The organism is Kiloniella spongiae (assembly GCF_001026905.1).
Taxonomy (GTDB): Bacteria; Pseudomonadota; Alphaproteobacteria; order Kiloniellales; family Kiloniellaceae; genus Kiloniella; species Kiloniella spongiae.
The window spans coordinates 129,687-148,347 of the sequence record NZ_LAQL01000009.1 but is presented as its reverse complement, the minus strand read 5'-3'; the positions used below and the strand labels follow the sequence as shown (position 1 = coordinate 148,347).

The 18,661-nt window shown below is 45.7% G+C and carries 18 protein-coding genes; 12 read left to right on the top strand and 6 right to left on the bottom strand.

The window, feature by feature from the left end:
* Positions 1-119: 119 nt before the first annotated feature.
* From WH96_RS14930 to WH96_RS14920, 3 genes are all read left to right on the top strand, one after another.
* Positions 120-1,136, top strand: a complete 1,017-nt coding sequence (locus WH96_RS14930; RefSeq protein WP_047764984.1) for an aspartate-semialdehyde dehydrogenase — start codon at positions 120-122, stop codon at positions 1,134-1,136.
* A 252-nt stretch (positions 1,137-1,388) separates the two neighbouring features.
* On the top strand, positions 1,389-1,976 hold the full coding sequence (locus WH96_RS14925; protein WP_047764983.1) for a TetR/AcrR family transcriptional regulator: 588 nt from the start codon (positions 1,389-1,391) through the stop codon (positions 1,974-1,976).
* Positions 1,973-4,510: a PEP/pyruvate-binding domain-containing protein gene (locus WH96_RS14920; protein ID WP_047764982.1), complete on the top strand. Its 2,538-nt coding sequence runs from the start codon at positions 1,973-1,975 to the stop codon at positions 4,508-4,510. The genes WH96_RS14925 and WH96_RS14920 overlap by 4 nt, the downstream gene beginning before the upstream one ends.
* A 55-nt stretch (positions 4,511-4,565) precedes the next feature.
* Here the strand turns inward: WH96_RS14920 and WH96_RS14915 are convergent, their stop codons facing one another.
* Complete coding sequence (locus WH96_RS14915) at positions 4,566-5,588, bottom strand: GlxA family transcriptional regulator (RefSeq protein ID WP_053005975.1); 1,023 nt, start codon at positions 5,586-5,588, stop codon at positions 4,566-4,568.
* A gap of 152 nt (positions 5,589-5,740) precedes the next feature.
* Here WH96_RS14915 and WH96_RS14910 point away from each other — a divergent pair, with 152 nt between their 5' ends.
* The 8 genes from WH96_RS14910 (at position 5,741) to WH96_RS21480 (ending at position 15,393) form a co-directional block, all read left to right on the top strand.
* Positions 5,741-6,967, top strand: coding sequence for an MFS transporter (locus WH96_RS14910; RefSeq protein WP_082130511.1), 1,227 nt, complete (start codon positions 5,741-5,743; stop codon positions 6,965-6,967).
* A 195-nt stretch (positions 6,968-7,162) separates the two neighbouring features.
* Entirely contained in the window at positions 7,163-8,044 is an 882-nt protein-coding gene (locus WH96_RS14905) for an HpcH/HpaI aldolase/citrate lyase family protein (protein ID WP_047764981.1), read from the top strand.
* Between the two features lie 22 nt (positions 8,045-8,066).
* Entirely contained in the window at positions 8,067-9,137 is a 1,071-nt protein-coding gene (locus WH96_RS14900) for a MaoC family dehydratase (protein ID WP_047764980.1), read from the top strand.
* A 444-nt stretch (positions 9,138-9,581) separates the two neighbouring features.
* Positions 9,582-9,974, top strand: a complete 393-nt coding sequence (gene sdhC, locus WH96_RS14895; RefSeq protein ID WP_047764979.1) for a succinate dehydrogenase, cytochrome b556 subunit — start codon at positions 9,582-9,584, stop codon at positions 9,972-9,974.
* Position 9,975: 1 nt separating this feature from the next.
* Positions 9,976-10,356: a succinate dehydrogenase, hydrophobic membrane anchor protein gene (gene sdhD / locus WH96_RS14890; RefSeq protein WP_047764978.1), complete on the top strand. Its 381-nt coding sequence runs from the start codon at positions 9,976-9,978 to the stop codon at positions 10,354-10,356.
* 10 nt (positions 10,357-10,366) lie between these two features.
* Entirely contained in the window at positions 10,367-12,169 is a 1,803-nt protein-coding gene (sdhA, locus tag WH96_RS14885; protein ID WP_047764977.1) for a succinate dehydrogenase flavoprotein subunit, read from the top strand.
* A 35-nt stretch (positions 12,170-12,204) separates the two neighbouring features.
* The gene (locus WH96_RS14880) at positions 12,205-12,993 is read left to right on the top strand and encodes a succinate dehydrogenase iron-sulfur subunit (protein ID WP_047764976.1); all 789 of its coding nucleotides are present in this window, start codon (positions 12,205-12,207) and stop codon (positions 12,991-12,993) included.
* Positions 12,994-13,212: 219 nt separating this feature from the next.
* Entirely contained in the window at positions 13,213-15,393 is a 2,181-nt protein-coding gene (locus tag WH96_RS21480) for a PAS domain-containing protein (protein ID WP_053005972.1), read from the top strand.
* Between the two features lie 10 nt (positions 15,394-15,403).
* Here the strand turns inward: WH96_RS21480 and WH96_RS14870 are convergent, their stop codons facing one another.
* The 5 genes from WH96_RS14870 to WH96_RS14850 all read right to left on the bottom strand — a co-directional run bounded on the left by WH96_RS14870 (position 15,404) and on the right by WH96_RS14850 (position 17,708).
* Entirely contained in the window at positions 15,404-15,868 is a 465-nt protein-coding gene (locus WH96_RS14870; protein WP_047764975.1) for a periplasmic heavy metal sensor, read from the bottom strand.
* On the bottom strand, positions 15,868-16,365 hold the full coding sequence (locus WH96_RS22145; protein WP_047764974.1) for a hypothetical protein: 498 nt from the start codon (positions 16,363-16,365) through the stop codon (positions 15,868-15,870). Before WH96_RS22145 ends, WH96_RS14870 begins: the two co-directional genes overlap by 1 nt.
* A complete protein-coding gene (locus WH96_RS14860) occupies positions 16,365-16,955 on the bottom strand; it encodes a sigma-70 family RNA polymerase sigma factor (RefSeq protein ID WP_047764973.1) in 591 nt (196 codons plus the stop codon). Before WH96_RS14860 ends, WH96_RS22145 begins: the two co-directional genes overlap by 1 nt.
* Before the next feature lie 54 nt (positions 16,956-17,009).
* A complete protein-coding gene (locus WH96_RS21475) occupies positions 17,010-17,423 on the bottom strand; it encodes an EF-hand domain-containing protein (protein WP_053005970.1) in 414 nt (137 codons plus the stop codon).
* Positions 17,424-17,501: 78 nt separating this feature from the next.
* A complete protein-coding gene (locus WH96_RS14850; RefSeq protein ID WP_047764972.1) occupies positions 17,502-17,708 on the bottom strand; it encodes a DUF6494 family protein in 207 nt (68 codons plus the stop codon).
* Between the two features lie 169 nt (positions 17,709-17,877).
* Here WH96_RS14850 and WH96_RS14845 point away from each other — a divergent pair, with 169 nt between their 5' ends.
* Positions 17,878-18,624 carry an SDR family oxidoreductase gene (locus tag WH96_RS14845; RefSeq protein WP_047764971.1) on the top strand — a complete coding sequence of 249 codons (747 nt, stop codon included), beginning with the start codon at positions 17,878-17,880 and terminating at the stop codon, positions 18,622-18,624.
* The last annotated feature ends 37 nt before the right edge of the window (positions 18,625-18,661 follow it).

Genomic DNA, 18,661 nt, shown 5'->3' with positions numbered 1-18,661 from the left:
CCATTGAGGGGCGGCCCTTTTTCTTTAGGGCTTCTGTTGCCACTTTTGAAGTGGTGAGGATGAGAAGGTTTTTGTAACGGTCCTTTGGACCAGTAAATGAAAGAGCATAGGCTAAAGCCATGGGTCACAAGATTGCAGTAATGGGCGCAACAGGCGCCGTAGGTCGTGAAGTTCTAACAACTTTGTCTGAGCGTGGGTTTGATATTAATGATATCACTGTGCTTGCTTCCAGCCGTTCAGCGGGTACCCAGGTTTCTTTTGGTGAAGAGGGTGAGCTGACAGTTCAAAACCTTGCTAATTTTGATTTCAACGGTATCGACATTGTGCTGTCATCACCTGGCGGCGCGGTCTCTGCGGAATATTCACCAAAAGCTGCTGCGGCTGGCGCTGTTGTTATCGACAATACATCCCACTTCCGTATGGATCCGGATGTGCCTTTGATCGTGCCGGAAGTTAATCCGGAAGCTTTGGCTGGCTATAAAAAACGCAATATCATCGCCAACCCGAACTGCTCTACCATTCAGATGGTTCACGTTCTAAAGCCGTTGCATGAACTTGGGTTGATCAAGCGCGTTGTTGTTTCAACTTATCAGGCAGTATCTGGTTCTGGTAAGGATGCCATGGATGAGCTGTTTAACCAGACACGTGGCATCTTTGTGAATGATCCAATCAAGAAAGAATGCTTCACGAAGCAGATTGCTTTTAACGTCATTCCACATATCGATACCTTCATGGAAGATGGGTACACTAAAGAAGAGTGGAAGATGATGGTCGAGACCAAGAAGATTCTCGATTCAAAAATCAAAGTGACTGCAACTTGTGTGCGTGTCCCTGTTTTCATCGGTCATTCTGAAGCTGTTTCCATTGAGTTTGAAAAAGAAGTAACCGTCGAGCAGGCTCGTGAAGCACTGAAAGATACACCAGGTATTACTGTTATCGATTATCGTCAGGACGAAGGTTATGTGACACCGCATGAAGCCCAGGGCGAAGATGCTACTTTTGTAAGCCGTATCCGTGTTGATCCAACCGTTGATAATGGTCTGAGTTTGTGGGTTGTTGCTGACAACCTACGTAAGGGCGCGGCCCTTAACGCAGTTCAAATTGCTGAACTGCTTATTAAGGATCATCTCAGCTAAGCTGAGGTATTTCTTAATACCTCCTCTGTCGTACTTGCCGGGCTTGGAAATTTATTTCCAAGCCCTTTTTTTTATGATTACTGGTGCTTGGAAATTTATTTCCAAGCCCTTTTTTTATGATTACTGGTGCCGGAAATTCGTTTTCGGATTTTCTTATCGTTCCTTGGGAGGGGTGAAAGTTCATCATAAGGCTTGACTATTTTTAGACTAACGTACAAATTTAGACTATAGTCTAAAAATAGAGTAGCGCTTATGATCAAAACATCTCGCCCTAAATCCCGTGATTTAATTATGGATGCTATGGAAAGCATCTTGAATCAGGATAGTTTCGAGGTCGCTACGGTTGATGCGGTTATTGAAAGGTCCGGTGTTGCCCGAGGAACCTTTTATTATAATTTCCCAAGTAAGAATGCAGTTATCCATGCCCTGGCTCGTCGCGCCGCGCAGCCAATGGTGCTACGTGCGAGAGAACGATTATCAAATGATGCGCCACTTTCAGAGATTTTGACGGATATTGCACAGGGAATTACAGACTGGAACCAGCAACATCCAAAGTTAGGGCGAGCGGTTTTAAGTAGTACCTATGATGAACGTGGTGTGCCCGCGCCATCCGATCCCAATAGTCCGGAATCTTTTCGCAATTTCCTTTCTGAAGTTTTTTTGATGAGCCAGCAAAGGGGTGAAATTCGCGAAGATATTCCGGCCATGAATTTGTCGTTGATGTTCACTGGCATGCTTTATCAAGGGCTGTTTATGTGGTTTGTGCGGCCTGAGGCCGCAAATCTTTCTCTGTGGGCTGAACAGTCAACATCGCTTTTTCTTGAGGGGGTTAAGTTATGAGTCGTTTTATTCTGTCGATAGAAGAGGCCTTTGACCGTGGAGCTGATAGTGTTGGAGGCAAAAGCTGGGGGCTAGCAAGGCTTGACCGCTATGGGTTTAAAATTCCCAAAACACTGGCATTGACGAATGCGCTTTATCTTGAGGTGATTGAGGCAGCTTTGCCGGAAAGCTTGCTAAAGGATTTGAAATCGCAGCCGGATGATCTCTCTTTAATTGAGAAAACACATGAACTTCTTCTTACATCAGAGTTGCCGAAAACATTTATTTCAGAGCTAGAGGCAAGCCTTTCCGCACATGAGTTGCAGAACGCTGATCTTGCCGTGCGCTCGTCTGCTGTTGGAGAAGATGGTGCTTCTGCATCCTTTGCTGGACAGCATCAATCAGTTCTTTCCGTTACAGGAACTGATGAATTGATTTTGGCCGTTAAACAGTGCTTTGCGTCTTTGTGGACGCCTTCGGCAGTGGCTTACCGTCAGCATATGGGGTTTGATATTCTTGGTGTTTCCATGGCCATTACTCTCTGTGAAATGGTTGGCGGAAAGGAACACTCGAAAGCGCCAATCAAAGCGGGTGTCGCTTTTACTGCCGATCCGGTTACTGGACGGCGCGATATCATGGTTGTCGAGGCTGTCACGGGATTGGCTGATGCATTGGTTAATGGCCAGGTACAGGGATATCGCTATGAAATATTTCGGAACGATTTGAGTGCCTCTCCTGTTGAAAATGGTCCTTTAAACAATGGCCAATTAGAATTCCTGGCTAATCAACTTTCGCGTCTTCACTGGACCTTGGGGGATGGTGATACCGCGTACGATACAGAGTGGGTTTTTGAGGGTGATGATTTGTATTTTGTGCAGGCGCGTCCTGTCACAGTCCTCCCGCATCTAACACTTCCGAAGCTTGTGTCTGACCCCGTTATCTGGAGCAATGCCAACTTTAAGGAGGTCCTTGCTGAAATCCCCTGTCCGATGAGCTGGAGCGTTATTGAATCAGCGATCCCTGAAATGTTGCACATGATCCCGAATTGCACGGGATACCAGACCCCAAAAGGACTTCATACCATCAAGCGTATTAAGGGGCGGTGTTATGCCAATCTGTCTGAATTGCAATGGCTTTGGTATGATGGGTATGGTCAAAGTCCAGATGATTCCAATAAAAATCTTGGTGGCCATCAACCTGCTATCGCTTTACCAGAACAGGAAAGTTTGTTTGTAAAATTAAAGCGTATCTGGCGTGGAATCAGGGTTATGTTGCTCATAAGTGGTGCGGATAAGAAGCTGGAAAACGCGAGTGCGGCCATTTTTGCAAGAGTTCGATCTTTCCGTAAACACGATTTGACGGAATGGAACGAAGAGGAGTTGACCGATAGCCTGTGGCGCTGGATGGCAGACACAGAAGCCTTTATGCCAGATTTCGCAAAGGGCGCCAACTATTGCGGTATTAAGCTTTTTCTCTTTGAACAACAGGTTCGTAAACTGAAATCTGAAGCATATCAGAAGCTTGCCTATGCTCTCTTGAGCGGGGGCGGGCAGATGGATAGTGCTGAACATGCTATTTCTCTGCGTACAATTTCTGAGGTGGCAAGGAATGACCCCAAGGCGAAGGATATACTCGAAAGCAAGGATTTGCCTGTCGAGGTTGGTGATAGTGCTTTTGAAACCGCTTTGCGGGATTACCTGGATCTTTATGGGCACCGTGGCGTCGGAGAGTTGGACATGCGCTATCCGCGTTGGAGCGAAGCGCCCCGTTTTTTGTTTGAGCAAATTAAATTCCTTATGAATCAGGAAAAAGAGCCTTCGGGTCGATCTGCTGTTGATCATGATCTCAAGCAGATGTTGGATGCTTTACCTGTGCGGCAACGCAAGGCATTGATTGCCGCTGCGGAACAGGCCCGTGCGGGTATGGCGTTGCGAGAGCGCGTCAAATCAGCGATTGTTGCCCTAATGGAGCCAGCTCGAAGATTGGTTATGGAAAAGGGGCGACGTATGGCTTTGGAGGGGCGTATTCAAGCCGCTGATGATTTGTGCTGGATTACTTTTCAGGAGTTTTCGGCCCTGGTCGAAGGAACATGGAGTGGAAAAGGACTCTGTGAGTTGATTGAGTCGAGAAACCTGAAGCATGATCAATGGGCTAAGGAAACCGTTGCAAATGTTTATACTGAAGAACCTGGACAAAAGCCTGTTCAACAGATTGTTGAGCGATTGACCGGAACTGAATTATTGGGGTTTGGGGCATTCCCCGGCCAGTATCAAGGTACCGCCAGAGTGCTGACGTCTCCCGATAAAGAACAAGGCATGATGCAAGGCGATATTATGGTTGCTCCCTTTACAGATCCATCCTGGACGCCGCTTTTCTTAAGGGCTGGCGCACTTGTTATGGAAATAGGAGGGGCTATGTCTCATGGTGTTATTGTTGCGCGTGAACTTGGGTTGCCGACTGTGGTTAACATTCCCGGTGCTCTGGAGTGGGTTGAAGATGGCGAGTTTTTAGAAGTTGATGGAAGTTTAGGGCGCATAACTAAAAAGGCAGCGTAGATCTGTCTGACATTGATGCAGACATGAAACCCGACACTCAGGACTCATAGCTTGGTCAAGAGGGGCCAAAGTGCTGCAGGTACTCTGTTGTTGTAATGCCGAGGTTGCGGTGAAAGCTTCTGCGCATTTTCTGAAGATCACCAAAGCCGCATAGACTCGCGACCTGTTTCATTGAAACACCTTTGGTAAGAAGGATTCTGGCCTGATTAAGGCGGGTCAGTTCGACGAACTGAACAGGGGATGAGCCAAGAGCTTGATTGAAGCGGCGGTCAAGGGTGCGCGGTGTCATGTTCGCCTCTTTGGAGAGTTCGGATAATGTCCAGTTTCGGCTGAGGTCAGAGCTAATTTTATCAACAAGTTGTAGAAGTTTCGGCTCAAGGCGTTTTTGAGCTTCGAGAAGGTCAGAAAACTGTTTCTGTCCACCATTTCTGCGGAGATAAACAACGAGTTCTTGAGCAACATTGAGTGAGTTTGAGGTGCCGTGATCTTCCTCGATAATTGCCATTGCCAGATCAATGCCTGTTGAAACACCTGCGGATGTATAAATCTGATCTGATTTTGTATAGATGGTGTTGAGTTGCCAGTTCACTTTGGGAAAGCGTTCTTTTGCCATCTGTTCGCGAGACCAATGGGTTGTGGCTTCCCGCCCATCCAAAACGCCTGAAGCCGCCAGAATAAGAGCGCCGGAACAGATTGAAATTAATCGACGATCTTTGTGATCGGTGTGGAAAATCGTTAGCGTATTACGTAGGGTTTCATTCTCAAGAAGCAGGTCAACACCACCACCCCCAGGGATTAACAGATCTGAACACGGATTTAAGTCTGTGATTTTTCCGTGGGGGATAATTTCCATCCCGCAGGAGGTGCGAATGGAATTACCATCAAGCGTGAGAAAACGGTGTGTGTAGAGTGCTGTGTTATTGGCATTCTTTTCTGGGGGTAAGGCGCTATGAAAAGCTTGCACGGGGCCGCTTATATCTAGAAGATTTGCGTTATCAAAAATCAGAACGCCGATTTCACGGCTCGTTTTCTGCGCTCTCAGTGGTTTTTTCGGTCTCAATGTCTTCTTTGGTCTCAATGCTGTGCTCCTGTTTCAATCTGGCCAGTATTGTCTGTGTTTCATGATTTGGCAATATTTGATGGTTAAATATCATTTTTGACAACAGGTGTTTGAGTTAGAGTAGAGCTTATCCATGAGAAGATTTATGATGAACCCAGAGCAGGATTAGTATGAATACCACCAATAGTACGAGCGATAGCGGGAATATGCCGGAACAAACACAGCGATTGAATTTTTCATTGATTCTGCTTGGGAATGCGGTTCTTGGAACGCCAATGCCCATGTTGATTATTTTGGGCGGGTTGGCCGGGGCTATGTTGGCACCTTCCAGTGAGTTCGCAATCCTGCCGGTTTCGGTGCAGATGATGGCTGGCATGCTAACGGCGGCCCCAATGTCTGTTTTCATGGGCAAGTATGGCCGTAAACTCGGTTTCCTACTCGGTGCAACAATTGCTGCATTAGGTGGGGCCTTGGGTCTCTATAGCCTTTTTTATGAAAATTTCTATACCTTGTGTTTGGCTCATGCTTCTATGGGAAGTGCACTGGTTTGCTTTGGGTACTTCAGGTTCGCAGCAGCTGAAGTTGTTTCTGAATCATGGCGTCCGAAAGCGATTTCTTTCACTCTGGGGTCTGGGCTGGTTGCCGCGTTGGTTGGGCCAGAGGTTTTTATCTACAGCAAAGATTTTTTCTCGCCAATCCCTTTTGCTGGTGCCTATGGGGCGATCACTGTGTTGTCTGTTATCGGGTGTCTCCCGATCCTTGCGTTGCGATTGCGAGAAACAAATAATTCTGGCCAATTGAGTGGAGATGAGAAAACCGCATCGGTTGGCGAAATAGTGCGGCGTCCGGCTGTCTTTACCGCTATTCTTTGCGCCGCAATCTCTTTCGGTGTCATGGTTCTGTTAATGGCACCGACACCCCTTGCCATGGTCGGGTGTGGCTTTACTGATGTACAGGCTGGGGATGTAATCCGCTGGCATGTCATTGCTATGTTTGCGCCGAGTTTCTTTACCGGAAGTCTCATTTCCCGGTTTGGTTCCAGTAAGATTATTTCCTGTGGCCTGTTGATGCTTTGTCTGTCGTCTGCAATTGCGATAGCAGGCATTGAGCTGACAAACTTTTATCTTTCCCTGATTTTATTAGGACTTGGGTGGAACTTCGGGTTTATCGGTGCAACGAATATGCTCAATGAAAACCTGAGCGCGGGTGAAAGATCTGTTGTGCAGGGGGCAAATGATAGCCTTATCGCCCTTGTTTCAACCTTGGCGTCTTTTGGGTCCGGAATTCTAATTTCCAGTTTCAGCTGGACGGCGGTCGCTGTAACTGTTTTGCCACTTGTCCTTATTGCCTTTGCCGGACTTATCTTCTTGCGTCCGCGTGTTCGATCCGTCGCTTGAGGTGTAAATCAGCTGTGTCGTTAGCTGCTATCGCGTTCATTGATTTCAGTAATTATTGATATATGGGAAGGGAGAAAAGGAAATAAAAAGTCTTGTTTGTCGATCCGTTTGATGGAACTATGCAATAAATGCTGCGATGCACAATAAGCTGTGCATAGGTCAAAATGACAGCAAGATAAGACAGAGGAGTTGAAGATGGTAGCGGTACAAAGACCGAGAAGATCTGTTCTTTACATGCCTGGTTCGAAAGCTAGAGCTTTGGAAAAAGGGCGAAGTCTGATGGCAGATGCGCTGATCTTCGACCTTGAAGATGCTGTTACTGATGACAAAAAAGTCGAAGCCCGCCAAATGGTCGTCGAAGCTTTGCAAAAAGGCGGGTATGGCAAGCGCGAAATCATTGTTCGTGTGAATGGGCTGGACACTGAATGGGGCCTTGAAGACATCAAGGCGATCTCCCGAACAACGGCAGATGCAATTTTACTTCCGAAAGTCGAGAATGAAAGGCAAGTGCTTAATCTTGTCGATCTGATGAATAAGTCGGGCGCGCCGGAAAGTATGTCCGTCATGTGTATGATGGAAACGCCTTTGGGTATGCTCAATGCCAAAGAAATTGCGGCTTCATCCGAGCGGATTTCCTGCTTTGTGATGGGCACGTCTGATCTGGTTAAGGATTTACAGGCTCGACATACGCGAGAACGCTTGCCAGTGATTACGTCGTTGGGGCTATGTTTGTTAGCTGCCAGAGCTTATGGCATCGGTATTGTTGACGGGGTTTGTCTTGATCTTAATAACGATGATGCTTTCGCGGAAATCTGTGTACAGGGATTAGCTCTGGGCTTCGATGGCAAAACACTGATCCATCCCAAAACCATCTCTGTCGCGAACAGTACCTTTGGTCCCTCGAAAGAGGCTGTGGAAAAAGCGCGATCCATTGTTGCGGCTTTCGAAGAAGCTAAAAAGCAGGGGCAGGGGGTTGTCGTGCTAGATGGTCGTTTGATTGAAAATCTTCACGCAGATGAAGCCCGCAGATTGATTGCCTATTCAGATGCAGTCATCGCGTTAGAACAGAGCGCGTAATAAGAGAATAGGGGAGAAGGTCATGGGCGTTAAAAATTATACAGAAAGTAAAATCCGGGAAGGGAATTTCTTCGAAGATTTTTATCCCGGTATGGTGCTTGTACATGCGACCCCGAGAACGATAACTTCTGGTGATCAAGCTCTCTACACGGCCTTTTACGGTTCCAGGTTTGCCTTTTCATCTTCTGATGAGTTTGCGCGATCCCTTGGCTTTGCTCGTGCGCCGATAGATGACTTCCTCGCGTTTCACATTGTTTTTGGAAAGACGGTTGCTGATATCTCGTTAAATGCTGTGGCTAATCTTGGCTATGCAGAGGGTATCTTTGGTGTGCCATTGTATCCGGGCGATACAGTTTCGACGGTTAGTGACGTCATTGGGGTAAAGGAAAATTCCAACGGCAGAACCGGTGTTGTTTATGTTCGCTCTACCGGACGTAATCAAAACGGGGAAATGGTGCTGCAGTATGTGCGCTGGGTAATGGTGCGAAAGCGTGATGTTAATACGCCAGCTCCAGAGGTTGTTATTCCGGAATTGAGCACAGGTGTCGTTGTTACTTCTTTGTCTATCCCTTGTGAACTTAATTTGACCGAGTATGATTATGCCTTATCCGGATCAGCTTATCGATGGGGGGATTATAGTGTCGGTGAGCGCATCGCGCATGTCGATGGGATGACCATTGAAGAGGCCGAGCATCAAATGGCCACCCGGCTCTATCAAAACACAGCAAAAGTTCACTTTAACCAGCATACAGAAGCGGAAGGGCGCTTTGGGCGACGCTTGATCTATGGCGGGCATATAATTTCGCTTGCTCGTGCACTCTCTTTTAATGGTATGGAAAACGGATTCAAAGTTGCTGCGATTAACGGGGGAACTCATGTTGCCCCGACTTTTGCTGGGGATACGATCTATGCCTGGAGCGAAGTTCTGGAGAAAATTGAACTTTCTGGACGTGATGATGTCGGGGCTTTGAGAGTCCGTCTAGTTGCGGCCAAGAATAACAACTGTGAAAGCTTCCCCTTAAAGAACAGCGAAGGGCGGTATGATGAAGATATCGTTCTCGATTTTGATTACACAATCCTGATGCCTAAATAAAAAAATATCCCTAATAGTGAGAAAATTCTTAGGTCGGGTTCGATTGTAGCTATTGTATCGAAATAATAAATATTCTCTGCGTTCAATCTTTCTGCCTTAAATTGAATCGTTGTTTGAATAATGTTTATTGACGTTGCTAGCTTTGTTTAATTTTCGCAAGATTAAGATAATTTTTTATTTTAATACTTCTTCTTAATTGTATAGTTGTGCGATGCAGCATGGACGTTTTTTGAAGTTTTAAGATGATGTTAATAAGTAAAAGTCACAATTATTGCCATTATAAATTACTTGTTTGTTGTCAGGTCGTTCTTTAGCGAGTTTTGGTCGCCTTGCATTGACTAATGCTGCATTGCGGTTTAACGTCATCATATCTTTGGGTTCTGCTAAATATAAGGCGCGCGAAGTTGAAAAGTGGAACCAGTGCGCAATATCGGGAAAGAAAACATGTCCAGGGGTAACAGACCTCTTTCACCTCATTTGCAGGTGTATCGTCCTCAATTAACTTCCGTACTTTCTATTCTATTCCGCATCATGGGCGTTGCCACATCCGTGGGTTCTATCGTCCTGATCTGGTGGCTTGCTGCGGCAGCAAGCGGCGCGGAATATTTTGAACTGGTACAATCCTTTTTGGGTTCCTGGTTCGGCCGACTGCTTCTTTTCGGTTGGACATTTGCCCTCGTTTTTCACCTTTGTAACGGCATTCGCCATCTCTACTGGGATGCGGGTAAAGGCCTTGAGCTTGAGACCGCTTATGCATCCGGTAAGGCTGTGATCGTATTCTCAGTCATTATCACATTGGGGCTTTGGGGCCTCGCTTATGCAGTAGGAGGAGCTTGATATGTCGCTACGTACGCCTTTGGGACGTGCCCGTGGGTTAGGATCCGCAAAAGATGGCTCTTCACACTGGTGGGCTCAACGCCTGACCAGCTTGGCACTTGTTCCGCTCGTGCTGTGGTTTGTCTTTTCGGTTGCTTTGATGACCGGCGCTGACCATGTGCAGTTTCTGGAATGGGTGCAGTCGCCTGTTGTTGCAGGGTTGTTAATTCTTTTGATCTCTGTCGGCCTTCTTCATTCTCAACAGGGAATGCAGGTGGTGATAGAAGATTATGTACATGGAGAGGCCAGTAAAGTTCTTTCCCTGTTCCTGAGTCTGTCAGTCCATGTTGTCTTGGGTCTGACAGGTATTCTTTCAATTTTGATGATTTTATTCAGGGGCTAGGAAATAAACGATGAACACTGCTCCATCAAACAAAGCATATGAGTTTATCGACCACACTTATGATGTGGTTGTTGTCGGGGCCGGTGGCGCAGGTTTGCGTGCGACACTGGGTTTGGCAGAAGCAGGCCTGAAAACAGCTTGTATTACCAAGGTTTTTCCAACACGTAGTCACACCGTTGCTGCTCAAGGGGGAATTTCAGCATCCCTTGGGAATATGGGTGAAGATGACTGGCGCTGGCACATGTACGATACCGTAAAAGGATCTGATTGGCTGGGCGATCAGGATTCAATCGAATACATGGTGCGCGAAGCCGTTCCGGCGATTGTCGAGCTGGAACACTATGGGATGCCTTTTAGCCGTACGGAAGAAGGTAAGATCTACCAACGCCCTTTCGGGGGGATGACAACCCGATTTGGCGAAGGTATTGCGCAACGTACGTGTGCGGCCGCTGACCGAACAGGTCATGCGATGCTGCATACGCTCTATCAGCAGAGCTTACGACGTCACGCCGAATTCTTTATTGAATATTTTGCCATTGACCTGATCATGGAAAATGGCGAGTGCCGCGGCGTTGTGGCATGGAACCTTGACGATGGTACGATCCATCGTTTCCGAGCACAGAAAGTTATCTTGGCGACGGGTGGTTATGGTCGAGCATATTTCTCTTGTACTGGGGCGCATACCTGTACGGGTGATGGTAACGGCATGGCGTTACGTGCGGGTCTTGATTGCCAGGATATGGAGTTCGTTCAATTCCATCCAACTGGAATTTATGGCGCTGGTTGTCTGATTACAGAGGGCGTTCGCGGTGAAGGTGGTTATTTGACCAACTCTGAAGGTGAGCGTTTCATGGAACGCTATGCACCGAGTGCTAAAGATTTGGCATCTCGTGATGTGGTTAGCCGTGCTATGACGATGGAAATTCGCGATGGTCGAGGTGTTGGCACTGGCAACGATCATATTCATTTGCATATTGAGCATCTGGACCCTGATCTTATTGCTGAACGTCTGCCGGGTATTGCTGAATCCGCAAGTATTTTTGCCGGTGTAGATGTGTCGAAAGAACCAATTCCGGTAATCCCGACCTGTCACTACAACATGGGCGGTGTCCCGTGTAAGTACACAGGCGATGTTGTGACCAGTAAGAATGGTGATCCGAATACAGAAGTTCCGGGTTTGATGGCCATCGGTGAAGCCGCGTGTGTTTCTGTACACGGTGCGAACCGTCTGGGATCAAACTCGCTGCTCGATTTGGTTGTTTTTGGCCGTGGTGCGGCGCTTCACTGTATTGAAACGCTAAAGCCGGGTGCTTCACAGGCGCCTCTTCCTGCCGATGCCGGGGATAACTCTCTCGCCCGTCTGGATAAGGCACGTTACGCCAAAGGTTCAATGAAGACATCTGAAGTTCGCCTGGAAATGCAAAAAGCAATGCAAAACCATGCGGCTGTGTTCAGGACAGGCGAAAGCCTGAAACAGGGTATTGATCTTCTTGGTTCAATCTGGAGCAAACGCGACGATATCAATGTTACCGATCGCTCTTTGATCTGGAACTCTGATTTAGTCGAGACTTTGGAACTTGATAATCTGATGTATCAGTCACGCGTTACCATGGCTGGTGCCGCAAATCGTGAGGAAAGTCGCGGTGCGCAAGCCCGTGAAGATTTCCCCGATCGTGATGACGAAAAATGGATGAAACACACACTGGCCAAGTGTGATGAAGACGGGAATGTTACTTTTGATTATCGTCCGGTTAATCTGGAGCCGCTAACTGATGAAGTGCAATCCTTCCCACCAAAAGCCCGTGTTTACTAAGTGGCTAAAGGGAAAGCGTCTAGGAGAAAATAACAATGGTAGAATTTGCACTTCCAGCTAATTCAAAAATAAATAAGAGCGGGAAAAAACATCCAGCTCCGGCTGGGGCAACAAAAACCAAGACCTTCCGCGTTTACCGCTGGGACCCTGATAGCGGGGAAACACCACGGGAAGATGTTTACGAAGTGGACATGGATAACTGTGGTCCAATGGTCTTGGATGCCTTGATCAAGATTAAAAACGAGATTGATCCAAGCCTGACATTCCGTCGTTCCTGTCGTGAGGGTGTTTGTGGATCCTGTGCCATGAACATTGATGGGTCGAATACTTTGGCCTGTACCAAGTTCTGCAGCGATGTTGACGAGGGTGATGAAGTTAAAATCTATCCTTTGCCACATATGCCTGTAGTCAAGGATTTGGTACCTGACCTCAATCAGGTTTATGCGCAATACGCATCTATTGAGCCGTGGTTGAAAACCACGACTGCCGCACCTGAGAGAGAGCGTCTTCAGACACCTGAAGATCGGAAGAAACTTGATGGCTTGTGGGAATGTATCCTGTGCTTTAGCTGTTCAACATCCTGCCCAAGTTATTGGTGGAATGGCGATCGTTATCTTGGTCCCGCTGTTTTGCTCCAGGCTTATCGTTTTATTGCTGATTCTCGGGATGAAGAAACGGGATCGCGCCTGGATAATCTGGAAGATCCCTTCAGGCTTTTCCGATGCCATACAATTATGAACTGCACAAAAACCTGTCCAAAAGGGCTGAACCCGGCGAAGGCGATTGCAAAAATCAAAAAATTGATGGTTGAAAGAAAAGTTTGATTATCAATAAAGCTATTGATTCTAATTAAGAAAAGGCTGACAGTTTTGTCGGCCTTTTTTATGGGTAAATTTTGTCACATTTACTTCCTGTTAGTTTTCATTACAGATACTGGCTCGGATATGAAAGTAAATGTTTAAGTTTTGGAATAATCTCCGCAAATTCTGGGTGGTTGAGAAGAGAGATATTTCTTTAGTGTGGGGTTAGGAGCCTGGTTGTCGATGCTGGATTTGACGGCGGAAATTGTTCGCGCAGCCGTTCTAATCATTCTTGTTATAGTAATAATTTGGCGTCGCCCGACCCAGGATCTTACTTTTCAGGGGTGGAACTATATAACCGCAGGCTTTGTTTTCCTAGCGTTTGGCAGTTTTTTAGATGTTACGGATAATTTTCCTCAACTAAATCAATATCTGATTATTGGCAATACGCCCATTCAGGCTGTGCTGGAAAAGCTCATTGGTTATTTGGGTGGGACGCTTTTTCTCTTTATTGGTTTTATCAAAGCTGTCCCAGATTTCAAAAAATTGAGTCAGCATGTTGAACGGCTTGAAACGGCGGAACGCGCTGTTGAGCGACATAATAATTTTCTCCAAGCGCTATTGGATGCCATGCCTGCGCAGATCTTCTTTAAAGATCAGGATGGCAAATATCTGGGATGTAATAAGCTTTTTCAAAAAAACATTGAACTGGAGCTGGATGAGATCGTTGGAAAAACATCTCATGAACTCTTCCCAAAGGAGTTAGCTGATTCTTTTATTGAAGATGATGTTAAGGCTGTGAAATCGGGTGTTACAGATGAAAGAGTTGCTGTTTTTACCCGTCCTGATGGGTCTCATATGCATATTCTGATGCACAAGGCCCGCTTTGATAATTCGGACGGAACCTTTGCCGGATTAATTGGCATAAGTGTTGATATTTCAGAACGTATCAAGGCAGAGCAAAATCTACGTATCAGTGAAGAGCGTCTTCGTCGGTTATCGGAACTTTCCAACGAAGGAATCATCATTCATTCTGATAAAGGGATGTCAGATTGTAATGACGCTGCGCTACGGATGTTTGGTTATGCGTATGAGGAAATGATTACACTTGGAGCGCCTGAGCTTATTGCGCCTGAGTCGCTTGATAAAGTTATGGATGCAATTGATACCAAAAGGACAGGTGCTTACGAAGCCATTGGTGTTCGTAGAGATGGATCGAAGTTTGAGGTAAGTATTACCGCAAAAAACAGTATTCTTCATGGTGAAAACAACCGAATAACCTTTATTCGTGATATCTCTGCACAAAAAGAAGTTGAGAGTCGTTTGCGTAAACTCTTCAAAGCGATTGAACAGAATCCTGCTGTTATCCAGATTACAGACCCCCAGGGTATTGTGGAGTATGTTAATCCCAAGTTTACAGAGGTTACAGGCTATAGTCCGGATGAAATTATTGGGAAAACGCCAAATGTATTGAAGTCAGGGCATACGCCAGAACAAGAATATAAGGAACTTTGGGAAACAATTTCCAGTGGAAATGTCTGGACTGGTGTATTTAAAAATAAGCACAAAAATGGTGATTTTTTCTGGGAACGCGCATCTATTTCCAGTGTTGTTAATGATCAGGGCGAGATCACTAATTATGTCGCGACAAAAGAAGATATCACCAAGCAACGTATGGCTGAAGTACAGTTAATGCAGGCAAAAGAAAGTGCCGAAGTTGCGAACAGAGCAAAGTCAGAATTTCTGGCTAATATGAGCCACGAACTGCGGACGCCCTTGAATGCAATTATCGGGTTTTCCGAGTTAATGGAACGTGAGGTTTTTGGGCCGTTGGGATCCAGGCGATATCACGATTACTTATCCGATATTCGCAATAGTGGTGATCACTTGTTGAAGCTCATTAATGACATCCTTGATTTGTCTAAAATTGAAGCAGGTGAATTCTCTCTGAATGAGGAGCAGATCGACCTTCAAAGTTTGATCAATTCGTCCGTCACGATTATCCGGCCAAGGTTGGATAGTGGTGATTTGGATCTTGAAATTTCTTCAGCAACATCTTTGCCGAATGTTTATGCGGATGAGCGGGGCATGAAGCAGATATTGATTAATTTGTTGTCCAATGCGGTTAAGTTTACGCCTTCAGGTGGTAAAATACGCATTGAAGGTGGGCTTGATGAAGACAAGGTCTTCATCAAGGTTGTTGACACGGGCATCGGTATTCCAAAAGAGAAGTTGGAAGACGTCATGAATCCATTTACTCAAGTGGATGCCGCGATGACACGGCAGGTTCAAGGGACTGGGTTAGGGCTTTCGATCTCTCAAAAACTTTGTCAGTTGCACGAAGGTAGCCTTCAACTTTCAAGTGAAGAGGGCAAGGGGACGGTAGCATCCATCATTTTACCTGCGAGCCGGATTGTTCAATAGCCTAGAAATGCTAAGGCTTACCATGTTGATTACGTCCTCGTGTGCCCCATAGGGAAAGAAACGTGCTGCGATCTTCCGGCGGTAAAGTCATCGCAATATCAAGTAACTTTTCCATTGTTTGTGTATGAATATCAGATTGCTCAGTAATGAATAATTGAAAAGCTGCCTCGAACTCGACACGTTCTGTTTTGCCCTTCAGGTTGTTTTTTAATTTTTTATGCGAAGTGCGAAGCTCTTTGAACGAGGATTTGATATCATCTTTATTCTCACGCCAAATTTTCTTGAAAAGATCACGCTGTTCTGAGGAGAGTTCTCGCCATTGTTTTCTTTGGTCATGGGGCTTGCTATGTGCCAATCCGGGACCATAAGTACGAGCGTGCCACATGTGTGAGCCGATAAGGCCACCCATAAAGATGTTTACGGCTAAAGAAATAGTGAAAAGAATGGTAAGAACCTTTTTAGAAGGAACAGGCATTAGTCGATTTCTCCTTCTGGAAAACTGTTTGAAAAGCTGTCGCCAAGCGAAAATTCCAGGTAAGCGCTTTCCACTTCTGTTATCTCTTGTTGATAAAGAAGATCTGGTGAGGTCGTGCCGAGTAAAATACCGAATATACCGGCCGTGGTTAACGCGGACAATGGACGCCATACACCTTCATAGGGCCATAGCTGACTTAACAGACCTTGCCTGAGTTCCTTTTGTCGCGTTTTCTCTTCTTGTGATTTTTTCTGGGGAGCTTGAGACAGAATTGAATTCATCAAGTGTGCTGAATCCGGTTCTGCTGAACTTTGATCAAGAAGTTGATCTAGTTCCAATGCTTGCTCTCGTACGATTTTGACTTCGGGATATTGTTCAATAAGATTCAAGGCCCAGTCGCGGTTTTCTTCCGGCCAATGGTGGGTATAGGCGCCATAACAATCCAAAAGAAAGGTGAATTTATCTCGATCTTCGCTTGAGAGGTTTGAGTGTGGCATCACGATGTTGCTCCCAATAAATCGGCACGGCTTTCTACAAGGGCCTTTTTGAGACTTCTTCTGCCTCGTGCTAACAGAGATTCAAGCGCATCAACAGATATGTCCATAACGTGAGCAGCTTCTTTATTTGACATATCTCTGTGATGGACAAGGGTAATGGCGGCCCTTTGTCGTTCCGGTAAATGAGATATGGCCGCTTCAACCTGTCGTGTTATGTCTTGTTGATGTAACATATGGTCCTGGTTTCTTTGTGTGCTTGTGGTATTTTCGCTTATCTCTGTTTGGTCATTTACAGATACCTTTTGTCGCTCTTTCTGGCGGATGGCATCAATGGCAAGGTTGTGAGCTACTCTGTAAAGCCATGTTGATATTTTCGCTTTTGCTTGCCAATCGTGACTTTGTTTCCAGAGTCTGACAAAAGATTCCTGGGCAATGTCTTCTGCTTCAGATCGGTTTCCGGTCATTCTCATGGCCAGCCCGACAAGCTGATTGAGATGGCGTTGCACAAGAAGACGGCATGCATTATCGTCTCCCTGTGCAACTTGGGCCATTAAAATCGCATCCTCTAGTGGGGTTTGAGGCGTTGTCATTGATGGCCCGTTTTCTCTACAACTCAGTCACGCGATGATAGATCAATTATCCAACTATCCTCTGTGCCATTTATTTTTAGGCATTTCATCCCGAGTGATAATGCCATCGTTATTGTCATCAAGATGCTTTATCATCTTGTTTATTTTGCTGTTGAATTCTTCAGCTGTGATGCCGCCAGAATTATCTGTATCTAGTTTACCAAATTTTCTTTTTGTTCTTTCGGTAATGTGTTTTGTAATAGCTTCCTGCATTTCTGTCAGACTGATGGTGCCATCATTGTTAAGGTCCGTTTGGCTGAACTTGGTTGCTTGAGCATTAGCAATTTCTTGTTGCGTAATTTGTCCATCGCCATTTGTATCAGCTTCTTCAAAATGGTTTTTCCATTTACCCCCACCTGCAGCAAAGGCTGCCCCGGCAGTTAGAAAAGCGATTGAACTTGCGACAATAAATGTTTTTTTACTGATCATGATTTTCTCCAGCAATGATCGTTTCATGTCCTTTCAACGCTGGGGAGAATAAAAACCGTCGCTTGTTGTGAAAAAAAATTATTCCAGCTCTATTTTTCCGTCAATTTTTTGATCAAGCCCTAGTTCTGGCGCCTGTAGTTGGACCGAAATGATAAAGGATGATTTATCTTTCAGCTTATCACTTTCTATACTTTCCCGAATGGCAGCCTCGATTTCGCGTTGTGATGTAATGCCAACTTTTTTGAGAAACTTACGAATACTCATGTTCAGGGCATCTTCATTCATTGTTCGTCTCCTGTAATTTAACCGGACTTAGATTGGTGAAAGTGGTTGTGTAAATTATTCAATTGTTGCTCTTTTTATTATCTCGTTATTACTCAGGGAGTTGAAATAATAATCATTTCAGGTTTTTATGATCTCGCATTGCAGTATTAAGCGCAAGACAGGAGGTTTTATGAACAAGGTGATGGTCGTTACAGGTGGGAGCAGGGGAATTGGTGCTGCCATATCAAGAATGGCTGCTGTTACAGGCTATGCTGTGGCAATTAACTATCATGCCCGCGCTGATGAAGCTGATAATCTGGCGCGTGATATAAATGAGCAAGGTGGAACTGCGTTGGCAATAAAGGCTGATATTTCTGACTCGGTGCAAGTTAAGGCACTTTTTGAGGAAGTGAAATCCAAGCTAGGTGTTCCTTCTGTCCTGATTAATAACGCTGGCATAACGGGTAAAATTTGTCGTTTTGATGAAGTTGATGCTGAAACTATGAATAGCGTAATTGGCATTAATACGATGGGAACACTTTATTGTTCACAAGAAGCGGTAAAGTTGATGTCTTCAAAACATGGTGGAAGTGGCGGATCAATTGTGACGGTTTCATCCATCGCGGCCCGTCTGGGGTCGCCGGGGGAATATGTTTGGTATGCTGCTTCGAAGGCAGCCGTTGATGCTATGACGATTGGTTTGGCAAAGGAGGTTGGCGGCGAAGGTATTCGAGTTAATGCTGTATCTCCGGGTATTATTGATACTGAGATTCATGCGTCAGGCGGAGAACCGGGACGGGTTGATAGAATTGCTCCTGTTATTCCTATAAAACGTGCAGGGACAACACAGGAAATTGCCAATGCTGTTCTTTGGCTTTGTTCTGATCAGGCGTCTTACTGCAACGGGGCAATTCTTGATTGTTCCGGGGGTCGTTAAATGTGGGTGTTAAATATTTTAATTTATTGATTTATAT

What these genes read in the sequence shown, in the direction of transcription:
- WH96_RS22145 (WP_047764974.1), bottom strand. Translation starts at nt 16,365, where the DNA reads ATGCCACACTCAAACCTCTCAAGCGAAGATCGAGATAAATTCACCTTT.
- sdhD (WP_047764978.1), top strand. Translation starts at nt 9,976, where the DNA reads ATGTCGCTACGTACGCCTTTGGGACGTGCCCGTGGGTTAGGATCCGCA.
- WH96_RS14900 (WP_047764980.1), top strand. Translation starts at nt 8,067, where the DNA reads ATGGGCGTTAAAAATTATACAGAAAGTAAAATCCGGGAAGGGAATTTC.
- WH96_RS14905 (WP_047764981.1), top strand. Translation starts at nt 7,163, where the DNA reads ATGGTAGCGGTACAAAGACCGAGAAGATCTGTTCTTTACATGCCTGGT.
- WH96_RS21475 (WP_053005970.1), bottom strand. Translation starts at nt 17,423, where the DNA reads ATGATCAGTAAAAAAACATTTATTGTCGCAAGTTCAATCGCTTTTCTA.
- WH96_RS14925 (WP_047764983.1), top strand. Translation starts at nt 1,389, where the DNA reads ATGATCAAAACATCTCGCCCTAAATCCCGTGATTTAATTATGGATGCT.
- WH96_RS14930 (WP_047764984.1), top strand. Translation starts at nt 120, where the DNA reads ATGGGTCACAAGATTGCAGTAATGGGCGCAACAGGCGCCGTAGGTCGT.
- WH96_RS14845 (WP_047764971.1), top strand. Translation starts at nt 17,878, where the DNA reads ATGAACAAGGTGATGGTCGTTACAGGTGGGAGCAGGGGAATTGGTGCT.
- WH96_RS14860 (WP_047764973.1), bottom strand. Translation starts at nt 16,955, where the DNA reads ATGACAACGCCTCAAACCCCACTAGAGGATGCGATTTTAATGGCCCAA.
- WH96_RS14870 (WP_047764975.1), bottom strand. Translation starts at nt 15,868, where the DNA reads ATGCCTGTTCCTTCTAAAAAGGTTCTTACCATTCTTTTCACTATTTCT.
- WH96_RS21480 (WP_053005972.1), top strand. Translation starts at nt 13,213, where the DNA reads ATGCTGGATTTGACGGCGGAAATTGTTCGCGCAGCCGTTCTAATCATT.
- WH96_RS14920 (WP_047764982.1), top strand. Translation starts at nt 1,973, where the DNA reads ATGAGTCGTTTTATTCTGTCGATAGAAGAGGCCTTTGACCGTGGAGCT.
- sdhA (WP_047764977.1), top strand. Translation starts at nt 10,367, where the DNA reads ATGAACACTGCTCCATCAAACAAAGCATATGAGTTTATCGACCACACT.
- WH96_RS14880 (WP_047764976.1), top strand. Translation starts at nt 12,205, where the DNA reads ATGGTAGAATTTGCACTTCCAGCTAATTCAAAAATAAATAAGAGCGGG.
- sdhC (WP_047764979.1), top strand. Translation starts at nt 9,582, where the DNA reads ATGTCCAGGGGTAACAGACCTCTTTCACCTCATTTGCAGGTGTATCGT.
- WH96_RS14910 (WP_082130511.1), top strand. Translation starts at nt 5,741, where the DNA reads ATGAATACCACCAATAGTACGAGCGATAGCGGGAATATGCCGGAACAA.
- WH96_RS14850 (WP_047764972.1), bottom strand. Translation starts at nt 17,708, where the DNA reads ATGAATGAAGATGCCCTGAACATGAGTATTCGTAAGTTTCTCAAAAAA.